Annotated in this window: 21 protein-coding genes; 10 read left to right on the top strand and 11 right to left on the bottom strand. The window is 70.3% G+C overall.

Annotated features, from left to right (window positions below):
• Nucleotides 1–126: 126 nt before the first annotated feature.
• Nucleotides 127–1,644 (top strand): anti-phage dCTP deaminase, encoded by a 1,518-nt coding sequence (locus tag AC1DQC_RS02400; RefSeq protein ID WP_477049632.1) that lies wholly within the window; start codon nt 127–129, stop codon nt 1,642–1,644.
• 544 nt (nt 1,645–2,188) lie between these two features.
• Here AC1DQC_RS02400 and AC1DQC_RS02405 read toward each other — a convergent pair.
• The 4 genes from AC1DQC_RS02405 to AC1DQC_RS02420 are packed head-to-tail and all read right to left on the bottom strand — an operon-like array spanning nt 2,189 to nt 4,560.
• The gene (locus AC1DQC_RS02405) at nt 2,189–2,758 is read right to left on the bottom strand and encodes a hypothetical protein (protein WP_477049633.1); all 570 of its coding nucleotides are present in this window, start codon (nt 2,756–2,758) and stop codon (nt 2,189–2,191) included.
• The gene (locus AC1DQC_RS02410; RefSeq protein ID WP_477049634.1) at nt 2,755–3,153 is read right to left on the bottom strand and encodes a ubiquitination-like system serine protease family protein; all 399 of its coding nucleotides are present in this window, start codon (nt 3,151–3,153) and stop codon (nt 2,755–2,757) included. Before AC1DQC_RS02410 ends, AC1DQC_RS02405 begins: the two co-directional genes overlap by 4 nt.
• 5 nt (nt 3,154–3,158) lie before the next feature.
• Nucleotides 3,159–4,322: a ThiF family adenylyltransferase gene (locus AC1DQC_RS02415; protein WP_477049635.1), complete on the bottom strand. Its 1,164-nt coding sequence runs from the start codon at nt 4,320–4,322 to the stop codon at nt 3,159–3,161.
• Complete coding sequence (locus tag AC1DQC_RS02420; protein ID WP_477049636.1) at nt 4,297–4,560, bottom strand: multiubiquitin domain-containing protein; 264 nt, start codon at nt 4,558–4,560, stop codon at nt 4,297–4,299. Before AC1DQC_RS02420 ends, AC1DQC_RS02415 begins: the two co-directional genes overlap by 26 nt.
• A gap of 144 nt (nt 4,561–4,704) precedes the next feature.
• Here AC1DQC_RS02420 and AC1DQC_RS02425 point away from each other — a divergent pair, with 144 nt between their 5' ends.
• A complete protein-coding gene (locus AC1DQC_RS02425) occupies nt 4,705–5,013 on the top strand; it encodes a helix-turn-helix transcriptional regulator (RefSeq protein ID WP_477049637.1) in 309 nt (102 codons plus the stop codon).
• Entirely contained in the window at nt 5,010–5,528 is a 519-nt protein-coding gene (locus tag AC1DQC_RS02430; RefSeq protein WP_477049638.1) for an ImmA/IrrE family metallo-endopeptidase, read from the top strand. The genes AC1DQC_RS02425 and AC1DQC_RS02430 overlap by 4 nt, the downstream gene beginning before the upstream one ends.
• A 400-nt stretch (nt 5,529–5,928) precedes the next feature.
• Here the strand turns inward: AC1DQC_RS02430 and AC1DQC_RS02435 are convergent, their stop codons facing one another.
• Complete coding sequence (locus tag AC1DQC_RS02435) at nt 5,929–6,834, bottom strand: alpha/beta fold hydrolase (protein WP_477049639.1); 906 nt, start codon at nt 6,832–6,834, stop codon at nt 5,929–5,931.
• 79 nt (nt 6,835–6,913) lie between these two features.
• Between AC1DQC_RS02435 and AC1DQC_RS02440 the strand changes: the two genes are divergently transcribed.
• Nucleotides 6,914–7,468 carry a TetR/AcrR family transcriptional regulator gene (locus AC1DQC_RS02440; RefSeq protein WP_477049640.1) on the top strand — a complete coding sequence of 185 codons (555 nt, stop codon included), beginning with the start codon at nt 6,914–6,916 and terminating at the stop codon, nt 7,466–7,468.
• 37 nt (nt 7,469–7,505) lie between these two features.
• Here AC1DQC_RS02440 and AC1DQC_RS02445 read toward each other — a convergent pair whose 3' ends face one another.
• Nucleotides 7,506–7,844, bottom strand: coding sequence for a hypothetical protein (locus AC1DQC_RS02445; RefSeq protein WP_477049641.1), 339 nt, complete (start codon nt 7,842–7,844; stop codon nt 7,506–7,508).
• A 226-nt stretch (nt 7,845–8,070) separates the two neighbouring features.
• Here AC1DQC_RS02445 and AC1DQC_RS02450 point away from each other — a divergent pair, with 226 nt between their 5' ends.
• The 3 genes from AC1DQC_RS02450 (at nt 8,071) to AC1DQC_RS02460 (ending at nt 11,617) form a co-directional block, all read left to right on the top strand.
• On the top strand, nt 8,071–8,793 hold the full coding sequence (locus AC1DQC_RS02450; RefSeq protein WP_477049642.1) for a hypothetical protein: 723 nt from the start codon (nt 8,071–8,073) through the stop codon (nt 8,791–8,793).
• 106 nt (nt 8,794–8,899) lie between these two features.
• Entirely contained in the window at nt 8,900–9,157 is a 258-nt protein-coding gene (locus AC1DQC_RS02455) for a hypothetical protein (protein WP_477049643.1), read from the top strand.
• Between the two features lie 324 nt (nt 9,158–9,481).
• Nucleotides 9,482–11,617, top strand: a complete 2,136-nt coding sequence (locus tag AC1DQC_RS02460; protein WP_477049644.1) for a DEAD/DEAH box helicase — start codon at nt 9,482–9,484, stop codon at nt 11,615–11,617.
• Nucleotides 11,618–11,637: 20 nt separating this feature from the next.
• Here the strand turns inward: AC1DQC_RS02460 and AC1DQC_RS02465 are convergent, their stop codons facing one another.
• Genes AC1DQC_RS02465 through AC1DQC_RS02475 form a run of 3 tightly spaced genes read right to left on the bottom strand, consistent with a single transcriptional unit; the run spans nt 11,638 to nt 13,380 of the window.
• On the bottom strand, nt 11,638–12,267 hold the full coding sequence (locus AC1DQC_RS02465) for a hypothetical protein (protein ID WP_477049645.1): 630 nt from the start codon (nt 12,265–12,267) through the stop codon (nt 11,638–11,640).
• A 40-nt stretch (nt 12,268–12,307) separates the two neighbouring features.
• Nucleotides 12,308–12,949 (bottom strand): winged helix-turn-helix transcriptional regulator, encoded by a 642-nt coding sequence (locus tag AC1DQC_RS02470; RefSeq protein WP_477049646.1) that lies wholly within the window; start codon nt 12,947–12,949, stop codon nt 12,308–12,310.
• Nucleotides 12,949–13,380, bottom strand: a complete 432-nt coding sequence (locus AC1DQC_RS02475; RefSeq protein ID WP_477049647.1) for a VOC family protein — start codon at nt 13,378–13,380, stop codon at nt 12,949–12,951. Before AC1DQC_RS02475 ends, AC1DQC_RS02470 begins: the two co-directional genes overlap by 1 nt.
• 119 nt (nt 13,381–13,499) lie before the next feature.
• Here AC1DQC_RS02475 and AC1DQC_RS02480 point away from each other — a divergent pair, with 119 nt between their 5' ends.
• Nucleotides 13,500–14,240 carry a DinB family protein gene (locus AC1DQC_RS02480; RefSeq protein WP_477049648.1) on the top strand — a complete coding sequence of 247 codons (741 nt, stop codon included), beginning with the start codon at nt 13,500–13,502 and terminating at the stop codon, nt 14,238–14,240.
• A 34-nt stretch (nt 14,241–14,274) separates the two neighbouring features.
• Here the strand turns inward: AC1DQC_RS02480 and AC1DQC_RS02485 are convergent, their stop codons facing one another.
• On the bottom strand, nt 14,275–16,401 hold the full coding sequence (locus AC1DQC_RS02485) for a S9 family peptidase (protein ID WP_477049649.1): 2,127 nt from the start codon (nt 16,399–16,401) through the stop codon (nt 14,275–14,277).
• A gap of 20 nt (nt 16,402–16,421) precedes the next feature.
• The gene (locus AC1DQC_RS02490; protein WP_477049650.1) at nt 16,422–17,090 is read right to left on the bottom strand and encodes a DUF4097 family beta strand repeat-containing protein; all 669 of its coding nucleotides are present in this window, start codon (nt 17,088–17,090) and stop codon (nt 16,422–16,424) included.
• Between the two features lie 221 nt (nt 17,091–17,311).
• On the opposite strand from AC1DQC_RS02490, the gene AC1DQC_RS02495 reads away from it, so the two are divergent.
• A complete protein-coding gene (locus tag AC1DQC_RS02495; protein ID WP_477049651.1) occupies nt 17,312–18,049 on the top strand; it encodes a helix-turn-helix domain-containing protein in 738 nt (245 codons plus the stop codon).
• A 242-nt stretch (nt 18,050–18,291) separates the two neighbouring features.
• On the top strand, nt 18,292–19,719 hold the full coding sequence (locus AC1DQC_RS02500; protein WP_477049652.1) for a M15 family metallopeptidase: 1,428 nt from the start codon (nt 18,292–18,294) through the stop codon (nt 19,717–19,719).
• Nucleotide 19,720 lies beyond the last annotated feature (1 nt).

Raw genomic sequence — 19,720 nt, forward strand, 5'->3', positions numbered from 1 at the left:
GGGAAGGCCGAGCGACTCAGGTGGCGCTCGATCTTCGAGTTGTCGCGGGCAATGACCACTCGGCGTTTCACCCACCGAGTCCGAGTCGACGGTGGTTGACTTCGGGCGAGGCGGAGGAGGCCCGAGGTGCTGGTTGAAGTGCCCGACGTTCGAGACTTCGAGATCGTCGTTGGCATCGTCGCCCCCATCGGAACCGACGTCGATACGTTCGTCTCGCTCCTTCAACGGGCGCTTGAAGACGTTGACTACAAGACCGAGTCGCTGCGACTTAGTCAACTGCTCGACGAGACGGCTGTTGGCGGCGACCTCCCGAGTCGCTCGAGCGACGCGGACTATTACAGGCAGCGTATGGATGCTGGCGACGAATTGAGGCGCCTGCTCGGTAGTGATGATGCGCTGGCGGCGTACGCGATCGCAAGAATCCGGGATCTTCGGTTTAAGCAAACTGGTTCCTACGATCAAAACCGCCGACATGCCTGGATTCTTCGGACAGTGAAGCACCCGGAAGAAGTGAGCCTGCTCCGCGCCACATATGGACGCCGCTTCGTGCTCGTATCCGCATCTTCCTCCGAGTCCGACAGGCGAGCGAATCTTCGTAGGACATTGCGAGACGCCAGTCCCGCTGCCGCTGAAATGGAATCGAAACTTGCCTCTCTGATAGAGCGTGACGAATCGGACGCCTCGAGGACGCACGGCCAGCACGTACGAGACGCATTTTCGATGGCAGATTTCTTTGTTCTCTATCGAGATATAGATCAAGCCCGGCTGGAAGTCGAAAGAATTATCGGAATGTTGTTTGGTTCGCCATTTATCACGCCGACGCGCGACGAGCACGCAATGTTTTTGGCCTTTGGTGCATCATTGCGCTCGTCGGATCCAGGTCGCCAGGTCGGCGCTGTGGTGACGAGCAGCCGGGGAGACGTTCTCGCAGTAGGGGCGAACGAGGTCCCGCGTCCGGGCGGAGGCGAGTACTGGCAAGGCGACTCCCCGGACCATCGTGACTTTCGCGAAGGAAGCGACTTTAACCGACGCGAGAACCGGCGGCTAATGCAGGAGCTGCTGGATGCGCTGGCTAGTGAGGGCTATCTGAGCTCGGCCCTTACGGAATTGAGTTCGGGGGATAGGGTGGACTCCGTCGTTACCAACGGCAGCGCCTCCCTGGCATCATCACGCGTCCGGAGCCTGATCGAGTTCGGGCGAATTGTGCATGCGGAAATGTCGGCGATATCCGAAGCTGCTCGATCGACGCAATCAATCGTGGGCGCAACGCTGTACACGACCGCATTCCCGTGCCATATGTGCATGCGCTTGATAATAGCGGCTGGTATTCGGCGGGTGGTGTTTGTGGACCCTTACCCCAAATCGCTAGCGTCCGAAATGTATGCTACGGAAATAAACGTCGGGGAGTCCTGCTCGGATGGACGCGTCTCGGTAGAGTCGTTTGTGGGCACATCGTGGCGCGTGTACGCTGATCTCTTTGAAGCGATGAATCGAAAGCGTGACGCACTTACGGGCCAGTTCGTTCCTTGGTCGAGGCGGGGCGCTGCGATGAGGCTCGCGGAGGTGGACCCGCTGGTCCGTGCCGATGTCCTTGAGGCTCAGGTGCCTCCCGCACTCGAAGACCGCGTTCGTCAACTTGACTGATCAGGATGCGATGTGGGTGGTGGGCGGCAGGCTACTGATGTAGTGACCGACCAATGGAGGAGGAGACATGACGAATCCTGAGCCGAGCTGGTTGACCGAGCTCAGTGCACGCTCTCGCGACGACTTGGACAGTCTGCCCCGGATCAGCCAACCGTCTTGGTATCGCTGGCATGGTTCGTCCGCCAGTTCTGCGGACCGCGATCCGCGCCCGGACGAGATCGCTGATCGGAGTGTGGCTGCTCGAAGCGAGGGCTAGGCCCACTGGGATTGGAGCGGTCGACCCGTACGSCGTACGGGTCGACCGTCTCTTTAACCGCAAGACGAGAGCGGGCTGCCCTTCCTCGCGGATCGCACACTGCACGTCAGGCCACACTTCGCTAGCCGGTGCCGCAGTCACAGACCGGCTCGCGTCCCGGCAGGCACTCGATCTGAGGCGGACTTGGGCTGGCCGAGCTTGTCCGTCCAAGTTCTCTCCTACGGAACTCCGAATGGCCGTGGCGCGTTCACGCCTATCACATGCGCCCCTTGAGCCGGACCGTCACGGTCAGCGATCGGGAGGTTCGGTAGCGGTTTGCAGTGCTCGCGTTCGCCATCTGCGTCGCGTTGGATGGTCGGCTGCACGCTCTATCTCCAAGCGTCGACGCTCGTAAGCCTGTGCTCTCGCCGTCCACGTCGGGGCGCGCATGTGGAGGTCGCGCACGATCGGAAGAGCGATCGAAGCAGCGATCATCAGGCCGAGCCACGTCAAGATCAACGCGCTCACGCCGGATGCGACGAGGGAAAGGCCCCACGGTGAGCCTTCGTGGAAGGAGCTCGTCCCGGCCACCGTCGCTGCCCCCAAGACGGTTGCCGTCAGGCTCGGCACGATCCACGCAGCAGCCTGGCCTCGGCTAGTGCACTCGGCCGCCACCGCCTGGGCCTGCCGTCCCCAGACCGCGGCGTCCGCGGCCGTCGCGAGCTCCGCAGGCGCGGGGAAGCGCACCGTCATTCGGCGGGCAAGCTTCAGATCCCATGGCCCCTCGAAGTCAGTCACCATGTCTGTGGCGAGCGCCCCCGAAATCCATCCGCGCAGCGCGACGCCTGCACGAGCCGCCGCGTGATCAGGCACGCTCATGACCGACTCCGCCACTGTTGAATCCTCCGACGTACAGGTCCGAGCAGTCGACGCCACCAAGCGTTCTCGTGTTCGAGATGAGCCACCACGTCCCGGTCGTCTCGCGCAGCGGCCGCGGCGTGCTGGCTCGCGGAGATCTGCGGGAGCCAGTGCACCTGGCTGCGAGTGATCCAGTAGTGGGAGCGGCACGGCAGTGCGCCGTTGCCGATCGAGGGGCGCAGGCTGATCGTGCCGCCGTCGCGGCTCAACGACCACTCGGCGGGTCCGAGCGGCGTGACGATCTTGGTGGTGCACCCGCACAGACACAGATGCACCACCACGTCGTACTTCAGGCACACGTATACGGTGCGCTGCGCGAGGACCTTCGGGATCGAGTCGACGAACCGGTGAGACACGGTTGTCACGCCTGGTCCTCTCCGATTGTGTTGTCGTCGGTCGTGTAGATGCTTGTGGTACCGAGTGCGGCGTCCAGGTAGAAGCCGTTCATCCGCTTCCAGGCCAGTACGGCCAGGGCGGCGTTGAGGGCGTTCAGCTCAACGACCTGGATGTTGGATCCGTACTCGTCGTCGGCGGTCCCCGTCGGCACGTGAGCACGGGCGGCCGGAGTGCTGACCGACACCCTGATCGCGGCGAGCAGCTGCCCAGACGGGCCAGCGCGGTCGACGCCCATGCCGACGTCGATGAAGGTCGCGCCTGCCGCCTCGAGCGCGGCGACCAGCTCGCCTCGGGCAGGTCCGTCGTCGACGGCGAGGAAGACGCAGTCGAAGGCTGCGAGCTCGGGCGCGTCGTCGGCGGTCGCGTAGCGGTCGTGGGCGACGACGCCGCGGCGCATGGCTGCCGCCTGCGTCGCCCAGTGCTGCGCCTTGGGCGGGCGGGCACGCAGGGTCTCGATGCTGGCAGCCCCCGGGGCGCGGAACGAGTTGTGGGAGAGCAACACGTCGCCGTCGTAGATGTGGATCTCGGCGACCCTGGTCTTGATGAGCAGGTCGATCAGGTAGGAACCGGTGCCACCCGCACCGACGACGGCGAGGCGCTGCCCGGCGAGGCGTTCGCCGAGGTCGGCGATGCCGGCGCGCGGTGTGGCCGAGTCGGCGTAGAGGAACGGCGAGGGGTGCTCGTCGCTGAACGAGTGGCCGAACGTGCGCGCCGTGATCCCCGGCTCGATCGCCTGAGCCCACCGCTCGATCAGCTCGACGTAGTGGGTGACCTTGTCGTGCAGGTCCTGGTACAGGCCGCTCGCCGGCTTGGACGAGAGACGGAACTGTGCGGTCACGCCCGGGCGCAACACCCTGTTCTCGGGGCTCGCGACGATCCGGCCCAGCAGGTTGCCCTTGTCGTCGCACGGGTGCTCGCCGCACAGGATGAGGGTGTGGTCGGCCGGGGGCTCGAGCTGATCCCCTGCGTAGAGCAGCGGTTCGGCGAGGATCACTCGGTGCACGGTGCCGGACGAGTCGACGGCAGGGACGTCGTGGACGAGCAAGAGGCCCTCGGCGACCTCCACGTTGAACCCGTCACGTCGCAGCTGCTCGATGGCCTCCTCAGGAGCGAACGGTCGCCTTGACAACGAACCTCATCCCCTTCTTGACCTTGACGCTCTGCCCGGGGCGCAGCACACCGATCGGGGACTCGTGCGGCCCCCGGGCGTACTTCACGGAGTACTCCACGTCGCCCGTCGCGCCGAGGTCGGCGAGCTCGACGATCTCCTCGAACGACAGCTCCTTCTCGTGCACCTCGACGTCCGTGCCGTTGATGACGATCACGGTCGTCTTGTCCTGCTGCTTGGCCTCGATGTCGGTCGTCATGACCGGCTCCTCACTGATCGCGGGTGTCAGTATGGCTGACACCCTGTTGTCGACAAGTTTGCGACACTGTCACTCTGGTTGTCAACGGCGCGCCAAAAGGTTTGCGAGATTGACATTCTGAGCGTGTGTAGACAGACTGGGGCTGTGCCAACCAACGCTCAGGCCGACGACTTTTACGCTTCTCTGGGCAGCCGGGTGCAGCGCGGACGCAAGCGAGCCAACCTCTCGCAGGCGGAACTAGCCGAACAGCTCGGCTTGACCCGCGCCTCGATCGCGAACCTCGAGGCTGGACGCCAGCGACCGTCCGCCTTGCATGTGGCGATGCTCGCGGACGTGCTCAAGGTCCCTGTTCAGGAGTTGCTTCCGCACGCCCCCGGGGCAGCCGATACGGTCAAAGATGCCAAAGACGAACTACGCACTCTGGCCCGCGCCTGGGCGGGGGCAAGCGCGTGAGTGTTCGAGCGGCGGAAAAAGCTGCGCAGGATCTCCTCGACCAGTTCGCGATCTCCACGGCCCCCGTACCGGTCGAAGAGATCGCTACTTGGCTGGGCGCGAAGATCGTGCACGAATCGCTCGACTCGACAATCAGCGGACTGCTCCTACGCGAGGGCGGCGCCAAGCTCATAGCAGTCAACAGCCAACACCACCCTCGCCGGCGCCGGTTCACCGTCGCGCATGAACTTGGCCATCTCCAGATGCACAAGGGCGACTACATCGTCGATTCCACGGTGCGAGTCAATCGACGTGACAGCCTCTCGAGCATGGCCAGCGACCGCGAGGAGATCGATGCCAACGCGTTCGCAGCTGCTCTGCTGATGCCCACCGCGCTGGTGAAACAGTCGCTCAACCTGGTCCGCGACAGCCAGATTGCAAATCCGACGCGAGTCGTGGAGACGCTAGCCGAACAGTTCGGCGTCAGTGCCGAAGCGATGGGTTACCGATTGATCAATCTCGGCCTCAGTACCTGAGCCTTGAACTTTGACCTGCTGCTCCCGCGCTCCGTCCCGCGGAGCCGTCGAGAGCGAGCGGCGCCGAACTCAGGTTGGAGGGGGCTCCCTACCGTGGTCAGCGTGTGGTCAGCAGACGGCGTAGAGCGTTCGCGGATGGTGCGTCTCTTGCGTGCGTTTCCGCAGGTCAGCGCGTTGCGCGAGGCTCCAGGGCGAACTCCTAAAGCGGGTGTCGGCAGTTCGAATCTGCCCAGGCGCATAGCCTGTTGTCCCAGGTGAGCGCGGTTTCGGCGCTGCTGAGCATGCTGTGGCGTCGCCGGCGCTCGTCAGCAGTGTTCAGCGGTCCTCTCCAGAATCACTGCGCATGAGGTCCGCTGCCTCCAGGCGCGAGCGAAACGGGTCGGGTGTGGGGCGAGTACGCCTACCCCGCCCGCTGGAACCAGTCGAGCGCGAGCGCTGCCACTGCGCTGGGGGCGTCGTCGGTGATGAAGTGCGCGGCGTCGTCGACGAACGCGAGCTCGTAGCGGTCGGCGTAGCGCGTGAGGTCCCCGCAGAGGCGTCGTAGCACCGGCTCGTCCCATGGGTGGTCGAGCCGCCCGAAGGCGGCAAGGGTCGGCGGCCGGAGCCGCTGGCGCGCGAAGGTGCCGCGCGCGAGCTGCAGGGACACGGGGATGACGAGGCCGCGGAACAGCCGCCGTACGGCGTCGTCGATCTCGGGGCGGGCCATCGGTGCGAGGTAGGCGTCGATCATCTCGGGCGGCAGAGGGTGGGCGATGTGGCTGGGGTCGAACAAGCCCGCGAGCGAGCGGCCGCGGCGGTGCCAGATCAGGGCCGGCATGTGGCGGAATCCGCTGAGGACCTTCGGGCTGAACGCCATGAACATGGGCGGCACTGAGAGCTGCACGAGCGATCGCACGCGTTCGGGATGCGCGTACGCGAACTGGTTCGCGCCGATCGCGCCGAGGTCGTGCGCGACGAGGTGCGCCTGCTCGATGCCGAGCGCGTCGAGCAGTGCGAGCAGATCGTGATGGTGTCTCTCGCGGTCGATGCGAGGGTCGTCGGCCGTCGTCCATCCGGCGCCGCGGAGGTCGGGGCAGATGGCGCGATGCCCGGCACGGGCGATGGCGGGGGCGATCTCGCGCCACTGCCACCAGTGCGCCGGGAACCCGTGCAGCAGCACGACCGGATAGCCCTCGCCGATGATCGCAACATGGCTGCGCAGGCCGGACGTCTCCACGACGAGGTGCTCGAAGCCAGATGTCTCGGGCATCGGCGGGTGCCAGGTAGACGAATCGGCAGCGACCTCGCGGACGTTCGGCGTGTTCATGGCGACTCCTCCATCGCAGCCGGCTACTATGTTTGTAGTCCTACTATGTTCATAGTAGGACGGCTGGCGGAGGGTGTACATGCCGACGACGAAGGAACGCGCACTCGACGCCGCCGTCGAGCTGCTCGGCGCCGAGGGAGTGCGGGCGCTAAGCCACGCGCGAGTCGACGCGCGCGCAGGGCTGCCGGCGGGATCCACGTCGAACTGGTTCCGCACCCGCCGGGCGTTGCTCGCCGGGGTCGTGGACTGGATGGCCGAACGCGAGCGTGCTGACTTCGATTCCTCGGGCTTCCCCGTCGTTTCCGACGTGCGCGGACTGATCGACGGTCTGTGCGGCATGGTCGAGATGCAGACCGGTCCGTCCCCGGCACGCACCAAGGCGCGCTACGCGCTCTTCCTCGAGCTCGCCTCGGACCCCGAGCTCGGGGAGCCGCTGCGGGAGCAGCGACACGAGTTCGAACGCTGGACCGAGCAGCTAGTGACCGCGGCGGGCATCCCCGACCCGGTTCCCGCCGCTCGCGTGCTGATGGCGCTCGGCGACGGGCTGATGCTGCACCGGCTCACGGTGGACCCCGAGCTCGACATGCGACCTGCGGTGGAGCGGGCGGTGCGGGCTCTCATGGCGAAGCCATAGTCCGGAGCCGGCGCGCGGCGACAACAGAGACCGGAGGTCAGCCGTCCGCCGGCTGGTCCGCGGCCAGGTCGCGACACTGGTCGAGCGTGAGGTCGGTGTAGACCTCGCCGTCAGCCAGGTAGCAGCCGTACGGCGCGTGGACTGCGCCGGGGAACTGGGTCACGTCGTCACCGCGGGCGGCGGCGTGCTCGACCACCGCGGCGACGCCTCCGGACTCGAAGGCGTCCTGGTAACCGGCCCTGGCTCGGGAGTCGCGGACGGCCCACCCGAGGAGCAGGAGGGTCGCGAGAAGGACGACGACGAGGATGGTGCGGACGGCGCGGGCGCTGATCGGGCTGGATTCCTGGACCCGGGTCCCGGGTGTCGTCGATGACATCGCCACTCCAGCGAGAGTGCCGGGTGAGCGCCCGGCGGGCCGTCCGCATCATCGACGCGGACGTTGCTGACGCTAGCGCTGGCGGACCGACGGCGACAGGGCCGCCCGGGCGAGGCGGAAGTCCGGCACCATTCATGCCGTGACAGTCACCCCAGAGGAACGGCCGACTGCGTGGTCGTGGTCGCAGACGCGCCGCGCGTGGCGAAGGTCTGCACTCTGGGCGATCGTGTGGCTGGTCGGCGGCCTCGCCCTGTTCACCGGATTCGCCAGCTACATCGTCGCGCTCACAGATGCCAGCGACGCGCTCAAGGCCGACGGTGCACGGGTCACCGCGACCGTTCTGGCCGACCAACCCGAACGTCTTCGCTGCGGCCAGGTGAAGGTTCCGCTCCGCTTCGAGCTCGACGCGGTGGAGCACACCGAGAACCTCGCCGTCGACAGCTGCGCCAGCAACCTCACCGAGGGCGAGCAGATCACGCTGTACGTCGACCCGGCCGATCCCTCGAACCTGGTCAGCGACGAGAGCGACAACGAGAACGCGCTCGCGGTGCTCGGCGCCGCCGTGGCGCTGGTGGGCGGTGTCGCGCTGCCTGCGTGCGCGGTGTTCCGCGCCGGTCGCCTGACGCTGACGCGCCACTCGCTCCGCGCCGGGCCCTGGGATGAACGAGAGGCTCGACGCGTCACCATCTCTGCCGCGTGGGGCCTCGGCCACTCGGTGGTCGTACTCACCGACGTCGACCCGCCCGAGATGCTCGAGCTTCGGTGGCCCGCCACCCTCGACCCCTCGGACGAGACCACGACCATGGTTGTCCGTCCCGCGCGCCGGTGGTCCGTGATCGCGAATGACCCAGGTGCGCGCACGATTGCCGTACGAGTGCCTCGGGAACGGGTCGCCCGCAAGGTATTGGCGCTGATCTCCGGCCAGGACGAGCCGGTGGTCGGCAGCTGATCTGAGGCTGCGCCGGTCGTCGGGAGGCGCCGCGACGAGGTGACGCCGCCGGTGCGAGCGCAGAATCGTCATTGCCCTGGGTGGCGTGACTGTTGACGATGGCGCGATGAGGGCGATGATCATCGATCCACGCGACGCGACGATGCTCGAGGAGCGTCCGGTCTATCGAGTCGAGTTCTGGGCGAGCGCGACTCACGCGGAGGAGTGGCGCATCGCCGAGGCTGAGTCGGTCATCGAGGTGATCGAGTGGGTCCAGGAGCGCGCGGCCGGCCGGGCTGCCGTGCTCTTCGCCGAGCACTGGGCCGCTGAGGGCGTCGGCCTCGTCCGTCTCCTGGGCGACGGCCTGGGCAACGAGCGCTGCTGACGGCCGGCACGGCGGTCGTGGTGACGTTCGAGCAAGAAACCGGTTGGTGATGCGCCCAGGCGGTAGGCTCCCTCTTCGTCGGGGATCGAGCGGCCTACGACCGCGCCCACGGCATCTCACGGGGGCACGCGGCAGCGTGTCACCATCGGCACGAGCATGGGCTGCGCAGGCGGGACGCTGCGTGGGCGCCCGGCACCCCGTACGGCGGCCCTGGACCGGGCGGCCTGCGGCAGGTCCGGCGACCGAGCCCGCGGGTTTCGGCCGCGCCTAGGGGCGCGACGGCCTGCGCCGCAGCTGCGGCGTGGATGCGGCGAAGGAGGACAGGTGGCACGACCAGGCCAACGCGGGTCCGGTCGCGCGCGCACCGATCCGGGCACGCAGCGCCGCCGTCCCCCCGCCGAGCAGGGGATCATCCCGGTGCTCGCGGAGGTCGCGCGCGAGGTCGACCGGTCCGTGCAGCGACCGCCGACGCGCCCCGGGACCCGCACGAAGTTCCAGGTGGTCGCGCTGCTGGTGCGGGAGGAGCGGGCCCGGGTCATGGCCGACTCGACGCTGGGCGCGTCGAAGCGCACCGAACAGCTGAAGCGGCTCGACGGGGTGGCGACGCAGCTGGCCCGGACCGCCGCGCGGGACACCACCCTGCTCGAGCTGCTCGCGGAGGACGCCCGCGTCTCGGACGCCGCACGGGCCTACAAGTCGAACCTCATGCGGGCCGGCGGCCTGGAGCCGCCTGAGGAGCCCGCGCCCGCCGCAGCGGCCGCGCCGCAGCCGGAGAACCGGGTGGTGCCGCGGTCGGTGATCGCGCGTCAGCTGTCGAACCCGTTCCTCGCCCCGGACTACGAGGCTGCGGCCGCCCGGGCCACCCCACGGACCCAGCGGCTGGCGGGCTGGGAGCTGCTCGAGCCGCTGTTCCGGTCGTTCGAGCGGGCCGCGACCGGCGCACCCGCCTGCATGGCGCTGCCCGAGCCGCGGCACGTGCCGACGCCGCCCGGCCGCGAGCTCATGCCGCACCAGGCGCAGGTCGTCGCGGCGACGGCCGGCGGCCACCGCACCTTCCTGCTCGCCGACGAGCCGGGGCTCGGCAAGACCGCCCAGGCGCTGCTCGCCGCGCAGGCGGCCGACGCCTACCCGCTGCTCGTCGTCGTGCCCAACGTGGTCAAGACGAACTGGGCGCACGAGGTGGGCCTCTGGACGCCGTTCCGACGGCCGACCGTGGTGCACGGCGACGGCGACCGGATGGACGGGTTCGCGGACGTCGTCATCGTGAACTACGAGCTGCTGGACCGGCACGTCGGCTGGCTGGGCGACCTCGGGTTCCGCGGGATGGTCGTCGACGAGGCGCACTTCATCAAGAACAAGTCGTCGCAGCGCTCGCAGCACGTGCTCACGCTGTCCGAGAAGATCCGCGCCCGCACCGCTCGGCCGCTGCTCATGGCGCTGACCGGGACGCCGCTGATCAACGACATCGAGGACTTCCGCGCGATCTGGCAGTTCCTCGGTTGGATCGACGACAAGAAGCCGCGCGGACCGCTCATGGCCGCGCTCGAGGAGACCGGGCTGACGCCGGCCGACCCGGGGTTCTACGCCGCCGCACGGGCGAGCGTGATCGACATGGGCATCGTGCGTCGTCGCAAGGTCGACGTCGTCGCCGACATCCCGGCCCGCCGGGTGGCGGACCTGCCGGTCGAGCTGGACGGTGCGGTCGGGCGCTCGATCCGGGCCGCCGAGGCCGCGCTCGCCGCCCGCATGGTCGGGCGCTACCGGTCCGCCGTGGCGGCGCGTGCCGCCGAGGGCGTCGTGCCCGGGATCGACCACGAGCTGGTCCGACGGGTCGCGGCGGGAGAGCTCAAGGACTCCAGCTCGAAGGCCAGCGGCGAGAACGTGTTCACGATGGTCCGTCGGATCGGCCAGGCGAAGGCCGGGCTGGCCGCCGACTACGCCGCGCAGCTGGCGCGCAACGTCGGCAAGGTCGTGTTCTTCGCCCGCCACGTCGACGTGATGGACCAGGCCGAGCAGACGTTCGCCGACCGCGGTATCAAGTACGCCTCGATCCGCGGGGACCAGACGACGAGGACGCGCAACAAGAACATCGCCGCGTTCGTCGACGACCCCGAGGTGCAGATCGTCGTGTGCTCGCTGATGGCCGCCGGCGTGGGGCTCAACCTGCAGGTCGCGTCCAACCTGGTGCTCGCGGAGCTGTCCTGGACCGACGCCGAGCAGACGCAGGCCATCGACCGGATCCACCGGATCGGCCAGGCCGAGCCCGTCACCGCGTGGCGGATCATCGCGGCGCAGACCATCGACGCCAAGATCGCCGAGCTCATCGACAGCAAGTCGGCGCTCGCGGCCCGGGCGCTGGACGGTGCCGACGACGAGGACGGCTCGTCGTCCACCGACGTCCAGCTCGACACCCTGGTCGGGCTGCTCGAGGACGCGCTCGTCGCGGAGGGCGTGGGCTGAGCTGAAGCGCGGCGCCGAGGCTAGTCCGTCCGGACCGCCGCGAACGCCCGCTCGAACCACCCACCGGGCGGCACGTCGACCGGCGGCGGCTGCACCGCGGGGTGCGCGCGGTCGGGCTCGTGAGGCCACAGGACCTCGGCCTTGTCCGCCGCGGCCCGGAGTGCCTCGGCGGGAACCGTGACGCTCGACTCGTCGACCCCGAGGCTGGGGCAGGCGGCGACGAGCACCAGGTCGCCGGGCGGCGGCGCAGGGGTCAGCCAGAGCGTGCTGGACCACTCGCGACCTCCGCCGCCACCGCCCCGGTGCACGAGCGCCGGCTCGTCCGGGCTGGGTGACGCCGTCCAGTCCCCGTAGCCGGCGACGACCGTCCGACCATCGGCCAGCTCGACGCCGACGAGCAGGCCCGAGTCGAACCTCGCGTCGAGCTGGTCGCTCGGCTCGGGATCGAGGCGCCGGCGGATCGCCAGGTCGATCTGGACCCCGCCGGTGTAGCGAGCGAGACCGACGAGCAGGATCGCGGCGTCCGCGGACCGCCCGACGACCCCGCTCACGCCGACGGCGCCGGGCGCCTCGTTGTCGGGAGGGGCGTACCGCATCCGCGTCTGCGCGAGGTCGTCGGCATCGTCGGAGAACAGCGGCGCGAAGTGCATCGCCCGACCGTGGCGGACGACCACGCTCCCCGTCAACGGGTCAGGCGGCCAGGTGGAACGTGCTCGCGAAGCGCTCGAGGAGGTCGTCGGGCCCGCGCAGAACCTGGACGACGCCCGTCGCGATCGCGCGGTGCGGGGCGAGCTCGCCGGAGATCAGGCGCCGGATGTCCGGGCCTGCGGCGAAGGCCAGGTCGGCCGGACCGTCCCCGCGCGTCACGTCGAGGGTGGTGCCGTCCACCCGGACGAGCAGCTCGGCGGCACCGAACCGCGCGCCGTAGGTGGTGGTCGGCAGGGCGGAGGCCACCTGCGGCCGGAACGCGGTCCGCAGCGTGATGGTCATCGCGTCGGGGGTGATGACCTGCTCGTCGCGCGGATCGCCCAGCGCCTTGAAGCCCCACGCACCGAGCGCGAGCACGACGGGCTCGAGCTCGCGACCGAACGGCGTCAGCTCGTAGATGATGATGCGCGAGCGCGGCGCGCGGCGCAGGATGCCGGCGGCCTGCAGCTCCTTGAGCCGCGCGGCCAGGATGTTGCTCGGGATGCGGGGCAGGCCGGCGGCGAGCTCCCCGTAGCGGCGGGGGCCGACGAGCAGGTCGCGGACGATCAGCAGGGCCCACYGCTCGCCGACGAGCTCGAGCGCCTGCGTGACGCCGCAGTACTGGCCGTAGTCGCGTGCAGCCATCAGGCCTGCTGGCTCGAGACCGTCTCCGGCTGCACGGCAGCGGACGGGTCGAACCAGCCKAGCTCGAGGATGTTGCCGTCGGGGTCGGTGAGCTGGCGCTGGTACATGAAGCCGTAGTCCGACGCCGGTCGCTCCTCGACGCCGCCCGCGGCGAGCCCGTCGGCGACCTTCGCGTCGACGGCCTCCCGGGAGTCGAGGAAGACGGCGATCGACACGGACGGGCTGACCGCCGGGTCGCCCAGCGGCTTGTCGGTGAAGGTCTGGAAGTACTCGCGCACCAGGATCATGAGGTAGCTGTGGTCCTCCTCGACCACGAAGCACGCCGCGTTGTGGTCCGACATCTGCGGGTTCAGGGCGAACCCGACCCCCGCGTAGAACGCCTTCGCGCGCTCCAGGTCGGTCACCGGCAGGTTGACGAAGATCGCGGTCATCGTGGTGCCTCTCGTGAGCTCGGGCTGCTGATGGCTCGACACTTGCAAAAAACAAGTGATGCGTCAAGGGCCTCCGGCCAGCACACTGGACGCGCGACGCACCTCGAGGAGGAGACGCCATGGCCACGCCCCAGCCCGACGTGTTCGTCGGCCGCAACCTGCGCGGTGCCCGGTTCGTCGGCAGCGACCTGTCCGGGGTGGTGATGCGCGGGGTCGACGCCGCGGGCGCGGACATCGACGCCCCGTGGCTCCTGGACGGCGAGAGCTCGTTCCGCGTCAACGGGGTCGACGTCGTCCCGTATGTGGAGGCCGAGCTCAACCGCCGGTTCCCGGGCCGCGCCGAGAAGAGGGCCGGCGACCCGGACGGGCTGCGCGCTGCCTGGGCGGTGCTCGAGCGCACCTGGGCGGGCACGCTCGAGCGCGTGGCGTCCATGCCGGCCGGGACCGTCGACGTGTCGGTGGACGACGAGTGGTCGTTCGCGCAGACGTTGCGGCACCTGGTCCTGGCCACGGACATGTGGTTCGGCCACGGCATCCTCGAGCTGGAGCAGCCGTTCCACCCGCTCGGGCTGATGGACACAGGGTCCGCGGGCGAGGACGGCATCGACATGTCCGTCTTCCGGACGGACACCCCGCCGTACGACGAGGTGCTCGAGGTCCGGGCCGGTCGGGTCGCCATGGTCCGCGACTTCCTGGCCGCGGTGACGCCCGAGCTGCTCGCCGAGCAGCGGAAGAACCCGCACGCCCCCGAGTACCCGGAGACCGTGCTGTCGTGCCTGCACGTGGTGCTCGAGGAGGAGTGGGAGCACTACCGGTACGCCGTGCGCGACCTCGACCTGATCGAGGCGAGAGCCACCTGACCGGCGGCGCGCGCCGCCGCCGGTCGTCGGTGACTCAAGCGAACATCTCCGCGAGCACCTCGGGCCCGATCGCGATGGGGGCCGGTCGGTACGCGGGCGGCTGACTCCCCAGGAGCTCGCGCACCAGGAAGTCCCAGCAGCGCGTGCGGACGTAGGCCAGGCAGTCGAGGAACGTGTGCTCCGCCCCGGGCACGAGGAGCAGCTCGAAGTCCTTGCCGGCGGCGATCAGCCGGTCGGCCAGGCGCAGCGTGTGGTCGGGGTGCACCTGGTCGTCCAGCTCGCCGTGGATCAGCAGGAGCTTGCCGGACAAGCGGTCGGCGAGCTCCACGTTCGACGTGCGGGCCCACGCGGTCGGGTTGTCGGCGCCGTCGTACGTCTCGACGAATCCCGGGTTGAAGAACCGGGCGTCGTGCGAGCCGGACAGGGCGACGCCGACGGAGTAGACGTCGGGGTGGTCGAGCATCGCCCGCGCCGCGGCGAACCCGCCGCCGGAGTGCCCAAAGGCTGCCACCCGGTCCAGGTCCATCCACGGCCGGGTGCGGGCCAGCTGCTCGAGGGCCGCGACGTGGTCGGCCAGCGAGCCCGCGTCCGCGAGGTTGCCGACGGAGGCGTCGTGGAACGCCTTGCTCCGCCCGGGTGTGCCGCGCCCGTCCAGCGCGACGACGACCAAGCCCAGGGCCGCGAGCGGTTCGGCGTCCAGCCCCATCCCACCGGGGTCGAAGCTCGGGGCGACCCGGGTGACCTGCGGGCCGGGGTAGAGGGGGTCGACGACGGGGTAGTGGCGGGCGGGGTCGAAGTTCCGCGGCCGGTAGAGCACGCCGTAGAGATCCGTGACGCCGTCGGCGGCGGTGACGCGGAAGCGCTCCGGGGCCGTCCAGCCGGTGGCCTCGAGCCGGCTGACGTCGGCGCGCTCCAGCTCCACGAGCACCTGGCCCGACCAGTCGCGAACCGTCGTCACCGGCGGGCTGTCGACGGTGGACGCCGAGTCGAGGAAGCACTGCTGGTCGGGGGAGACCGTGACGACGTGGTCCAGGTGGTCGTCGGTGATCCGGGTGAATCCCGAGCCGTCCAGGCCGACCCGACACACGGTGCGCCGGTACGGGTCCTCGTCGACGAGTCCGGAGGCGACGACGTAGACGACCTGGTCGACCTCGTCGACGCGCAGGATCTGCCGCACCGCCCATGGGCCCGAGGTGACCTGGCCCAGCAGCGCGCCGGTGCGCAGGTCGTACCGGTAGAGGTGGCCCCAGCCGTCCCGCTGCGAGTACCAGAGCACCTGGTCGGCCAGCACGCGCACGATCGGCGGCTCGAACAGGAACTGGTTGGGCTCCACCCGGGTGTCCCCGGACTCGCTCAGCACCGTGGTGACCTCGCCCGTGGTCGGGTCGAGGCGGCGCAGCGCGAGGGTGCGCAGGTCACGCGGCTGGTCGAGGTAGTAGACGGCCGAGCCGTCCGGCGCCCACCACGCCCAGCCGGCCGTGATCGGCGAGGCCTGCGGCATGCGCAGCGGCTCCGCCTGCGCCCGCACCACGGCGCCCTCGGCGACGTCCAGCACGACGAGCTCGGCCAGCGGCAGGTGCTCGTCGCCCGCGTACGCGTACCGCTGGGTGTGCAGCTGGGGCGCGCTCCCGTCGGCGGGGCGTGCCTCGATCAGGTGCGTCTGCCGGACGGCGCGCTCGTCGGTGCGGTGCGCGAGCACCTTCGACGAGTCGGGCGACCACGCCACCGCCGGCGGCAGGTAGGGCAGGCCGATCTTGCGCAGCAGCGTGCCGTTGCCCGTGGCGGCCGGGCCGGCGCCGTACCGGTGGTCGGGCGCGCCGTCGGTGGTCAGCGGCCACTCGCGGCCGTCGGACAGCGAGACCGCCCACAGGTCGTGGCCCCGCTGGGACACCGCGAGCTTCCCGTCGGGAGACACGACGTCGAGCGGGTTGCCGGACGGCGCGGCCGCGAGCGGGGCCACGTCCTCCGGCGACGCCTCGGTGCGGGTGCCCGCCGCGGGGTCGACCAGCACGAACCGCGTGTCGGCGCCGTCGCGCACGGCGTACCAGAAGCCGCCGTCGATCCACTGCGGCCTGACCTTGTCGCCGACGACGAGCTCGCCCGGCCGGGCGAGCCGGCGAAGCAGCTGCTCGGCGGCCTGGTAGTCCTGCGTGGTGCTCATGCGGGTGTCCTTCCCGGTGGTCAGAGGCTGCGGGCGGTGATGTCGCCGTAGCCCGTGGTCGCGTGGATCTGCAGGTCGGCGGTGCCGTCGGCGTTCCGGAGGCTGTTGTGGATCCGCCCGTAGCCGGTGCCGGCGTCCAGCGAGGCGGACACCCCGGCGGCCGCGCCGACCGAGACGTTGCCGGCCTCGGTGCGCAGCCGGACGGTGTCGCGGGCAGCCTCAGCCACCTGGAGGTCGCCCTGCTCGGTGCTGAGCTGCGCGGCGCCGTGGACGCGGCCGAGGGTGATGCTCCCGGCGAGGGTGGTGAGCCGCGCGCTCGCAGCCTCGTCCAGCGTGATCGACCCCTGCGAGCCGGTGACGACGGCGTCGCCGAACCGGCCGACGCCCCGGATGTCGGCGCGTGCCGCCGTGACGTCGATGCGGGAGCCGGCGGGCACCTTGACGGTCACGTCGACCGACCCGGGGTCGCCGAGCACGTCGTCGCGGGCCGACCCGTCGATCCGCAGCACGCCGTCGCGGAAGTCGATGGTCGTGAGGTCCGCGAGCGTGACGTCGCGGTGCTTCGACGGGTCCGCGGGTCGGACCTCGACCACGGCGTCGGCGCGGTCGGCGGCGATGAGCTGCACCCGCCCGGCCGGGACGTCGAGGACGACGGCGATCGGGGCGACGGTGTCGTAGGTCTGGATCATGATCTGCTCCTGTGCTGGTTGTTGTTTCCGATGTTCGAAACGCTACGTTGCGTTTCCCGATGCGGCAACAACAAATTGCAACCGACTTGCGTATCCGCAGGTCAAGACCGGTTAATCGTTGCAACCGAACTGGATCGAATGCAACTTCACCTCGCCGGGGCGTTGCAATGGTCTGGCGTGAACGCTATTCTGTCGACAGCCGAGGATCCGAGGAGGTCGCGATGCCGGGAGGCAGGCTCACCCAGCAGGAACGCCAGCAGATCTCCCAGGGGCTGGCCGACGACCTGGCCTACGCGGAGATCGCCCGGCGCCTGGACCGGCCCACGTCCACCGTCACGCGTGAGGTGATGCGCAACGGCGGTCCCACGGCCTACCGCGCCGACCTGGCCCACCGCGCCACCGAGCAGCGCGCCCACCGGCGCAAGCCCGCGGCGCCGCGCGGGTCCCGGCCCGCGTCGCAGGCCGAAGGTCGCGATGCCGAGGCCGTGCGCGAGTACGAGGAGACGTTCACGACGCTGCTCATGCGGTCGGGACTGCCGCGGATCGCCGCCGGGGTGCTCACCTGCATCTACACCACCGACGCTGGCAGCCTCACGGCGTCCGAGCTGATCGAGCGCCTCGAGGTCAGCCCCGCGTCCATCTCGAAGGCCATCGCGTTCCTCGAGAGCCAGGGGCTCGTGCTGCGGGAGCGCGACGAGCGCCGCCGCGAGCGCTACCTCGCCGACGCCGACGTCTGGTACCAGTCGATGATCGCCAGCGCGCGCTCGAACGCAGAGCTGGCCGAGACCGCCCGGCAGGGCGTCAGCGTGCTCGGCCCGGGGACGCCCGCCGCCGTGCGCCTCGAGAACGTCGCGCGGTTCATGGACTTCGTCGGCGAGAGCATCTCCCGAGCCGCGGAGCAGGCGCGGGAGATCCTGTTCACGCGGGCTCCGACGGACCCGCCGCCCGACCGCGGCTAGACATCCTCGGGTCGCCTGCGGCTCACCCCCTGTTCGTTCGCCTCGCGCAGTCTCGAGGCGACCGGCGGGGAGAGATCTCGATTCGCCCCCGGCACCGGTCGACGGACGCACGTCGACAGTGAGATGGTCGACCTAGGCAATACCGCGGAGGGGCGCCAGTGGTGGCATCGCGACGGACGACACGTGGCCGTCACCGCGCGCGCCCACTTCCCGCGACGCGCCGACGCGAGTCGGTCGCGGTCGTGTCCTCGGTCGCGGTGCTCACGGCCGCGCTGGCCGCCGCCCCCTTCCTTCCCTCGAGCTCGGCCGACGTCCAGCAGGTGACCGCCGCCGCCCCGGTGGCGAGCCACAAGCAGGTCCCGCCGGAGCCGACGAAGGTCGCGTACCGCACGGCCCTGGACCGCCTGCACGCGCGTGTGACGGCGGTCGAGACCGCGACCGTCACCCTCGTCGGCAAGCCCCTCGAAGCGGACCAGCCGCCGCCCGTCATCGCGCTGGGGCCGGCAGCGGTGCCGGCGGCGCCCGAGGCCGTCCAGCCCGTGGTCGTCGCCGCGCCGGTGACCGTGCCGGAGCTCGCCGCGGACCGGCTGCCCACGCGGGTGCTGGACGCGCGGCAGTGGGTGGTCGGGGGCGACGTCTCGGCCGCGGCGCGAGCCGTGAACGACGTCGAGACGGACGTGCTCGTCGTCGCCCTCGACCTCGCCGACCAGTCGGCCCAGAACGCGGCGCTCGCCCGTCTGCTGGTCGCGGCGGACCCGCACGTCGCGGCGCTCGACGCCGCGGTCGGCGCCGCGCACGCCGCGGCCGAGAACCGCGACGTCGTCGCGACCGCCATGGCCGCCACCCAGGCGCGCGACGCGGCCGCCGGCATCACCGTCGCCGCCCAGCAGGCCGCCACCTCCGCCGACGAGCCCACGAAGGCGGCCATCGCCAAGGCCGAGCAGCAGGCGCACTCCATCGACGGCTTCACCAACGGCAACATCCCGCTCGAGGTCCTGTGCGCGGTCGACTTCGCGCCCCAGCACCACCTGCGGTGCGACGCCGCCGAGGCGCTCGTGCGGATGAACGCCGCGTACCGCGAGGCGTTCGGCCACGACCTGGTGATCAGCGACTCGTACCGCAGCCTCGCGGAGCAGGTGACCACCAAGGCGGCCAAGGGCGGCCTCGCCGCGGTGCCCGGCACGTCCAACCACGGCTGGGGCCTGGCGATCGACCTCGGCGACGGCGTCGGCAGCTACCGCTCGGCGCAGTACCTCTGGCTCAAGGCCAACGCTGCGCTGTTCGGCTGGCACCACCCGATCTACATGGACGAGGACGGCCGCGGACCCCACGAGCCGTGGCACTGGGAGTTCGGCACGACGGACGACCGCCCCCTCGGCACCTCCACGCCGATCCTGCTGAACGGCCAGCCCAACGCCTCGGCCCCGGCGACCCCGCCCGCGCCGGCCGCCGAGCAGCAGACGCCGACGCCGACGCCCGAGCCGAGCGCGACCGTGCCGCCCACCCCGGAACCCACGCCTTCCGAGACGCCGACTCCCACGCCCACGCCCACACCGACGCCGACGCCGACCCTCACGCCGACATCGACACCGACGCCCACGCCGTCGTCGACGCCGGAGCCCAGCCCGACCGAGTCGGCGACGCCGACGGACGCGCCGACGCAGGGCTGAC

This window comes from Cellulomonas sp. P4_H12 (assembly GCF_056400905.1).

Bases quoted from the DNA above. Each gene is read 5' to 3' on its own strand.
- AC1DQC_RS02420 (WP_477049636.1), bottom strand. From the start codon at position 4,560: ATGACGACCGACATCGAGGCCAAGCAGCAGGACAAGACGACCGTGATC.
- AC1DQC_RS02465 (WP_477049645.1), bottom strand. From the start codon at position 12,267: ATGCACTTCGCGCCGCTGTTCTCCGACGATGCCGACGACCTCGCGCAG.
- AC1DQC_RS02490 (WP_477049650.1), bottom strand. From the start codon at position 17,090: ATGATCCAGACCTACGACACCGTCGCCCCGATCGCCGTCGTCCTCGAC.
- AC1DQC_RS02495 (WP_477049651.1), top strand. From the start codon at position 17,312: ATGCCGGGAGGCAGGCTCACCCAGCAGGAACGCCAGCAGATCTCCCAG.
- AC1DQC_RS02480 (WP_477049648.1), top strand. From the start codon at position 13,500: ATGGCCACGCCCCAGCCCGACGTGTTCGTCGGCCGCAACCTGCGCGGT.
- AC1DQC_RS02455 (WP_477049643.1), top strand. From the start codon at position 8,900: ATGAGGGCGATGATCATCGATCCACGCGACGCGACGATGCTCGAGGAG.
- AC1DQC_RS02440 (WP_477049640.1), top strand. From the start codon at position 6,914: ATGCCGACGACGAAGGAACGCGCACTCGACGCCGCCGTCGAGCTGCTC.
- AC1DQC_RS02485 (WP_477049649.1), bottom strand. From the start codon at position 16,401: ATGAGCACCACGCAGGACTACCAGGCCGCCGAGCAGCTGCTTCGCCGG.
- AC1DQC_RS02445 (WP_477049641.1), bottom strand. From the start codon at position 7,844: ATGTCATCGACGACACCCGGGACCCGGGTCCAGGAATCCAGCCCGATC.
- AC1DQC_RS02405 (WP_477049633.1), bottom strand. From the start codon at position 2,758: ATGAGCGTGCCTGATCACGCGGCGGCTCGTGCAGGCGTCGCGCTGCGC.
- AC1DQC_RS02435 (WP_477049639.1), bottom strand. From the start codon at position 6,834: ATGAACACGCCGAACGTCCGCGAGGTCGCTGCCGATTCGTCTACCTGG.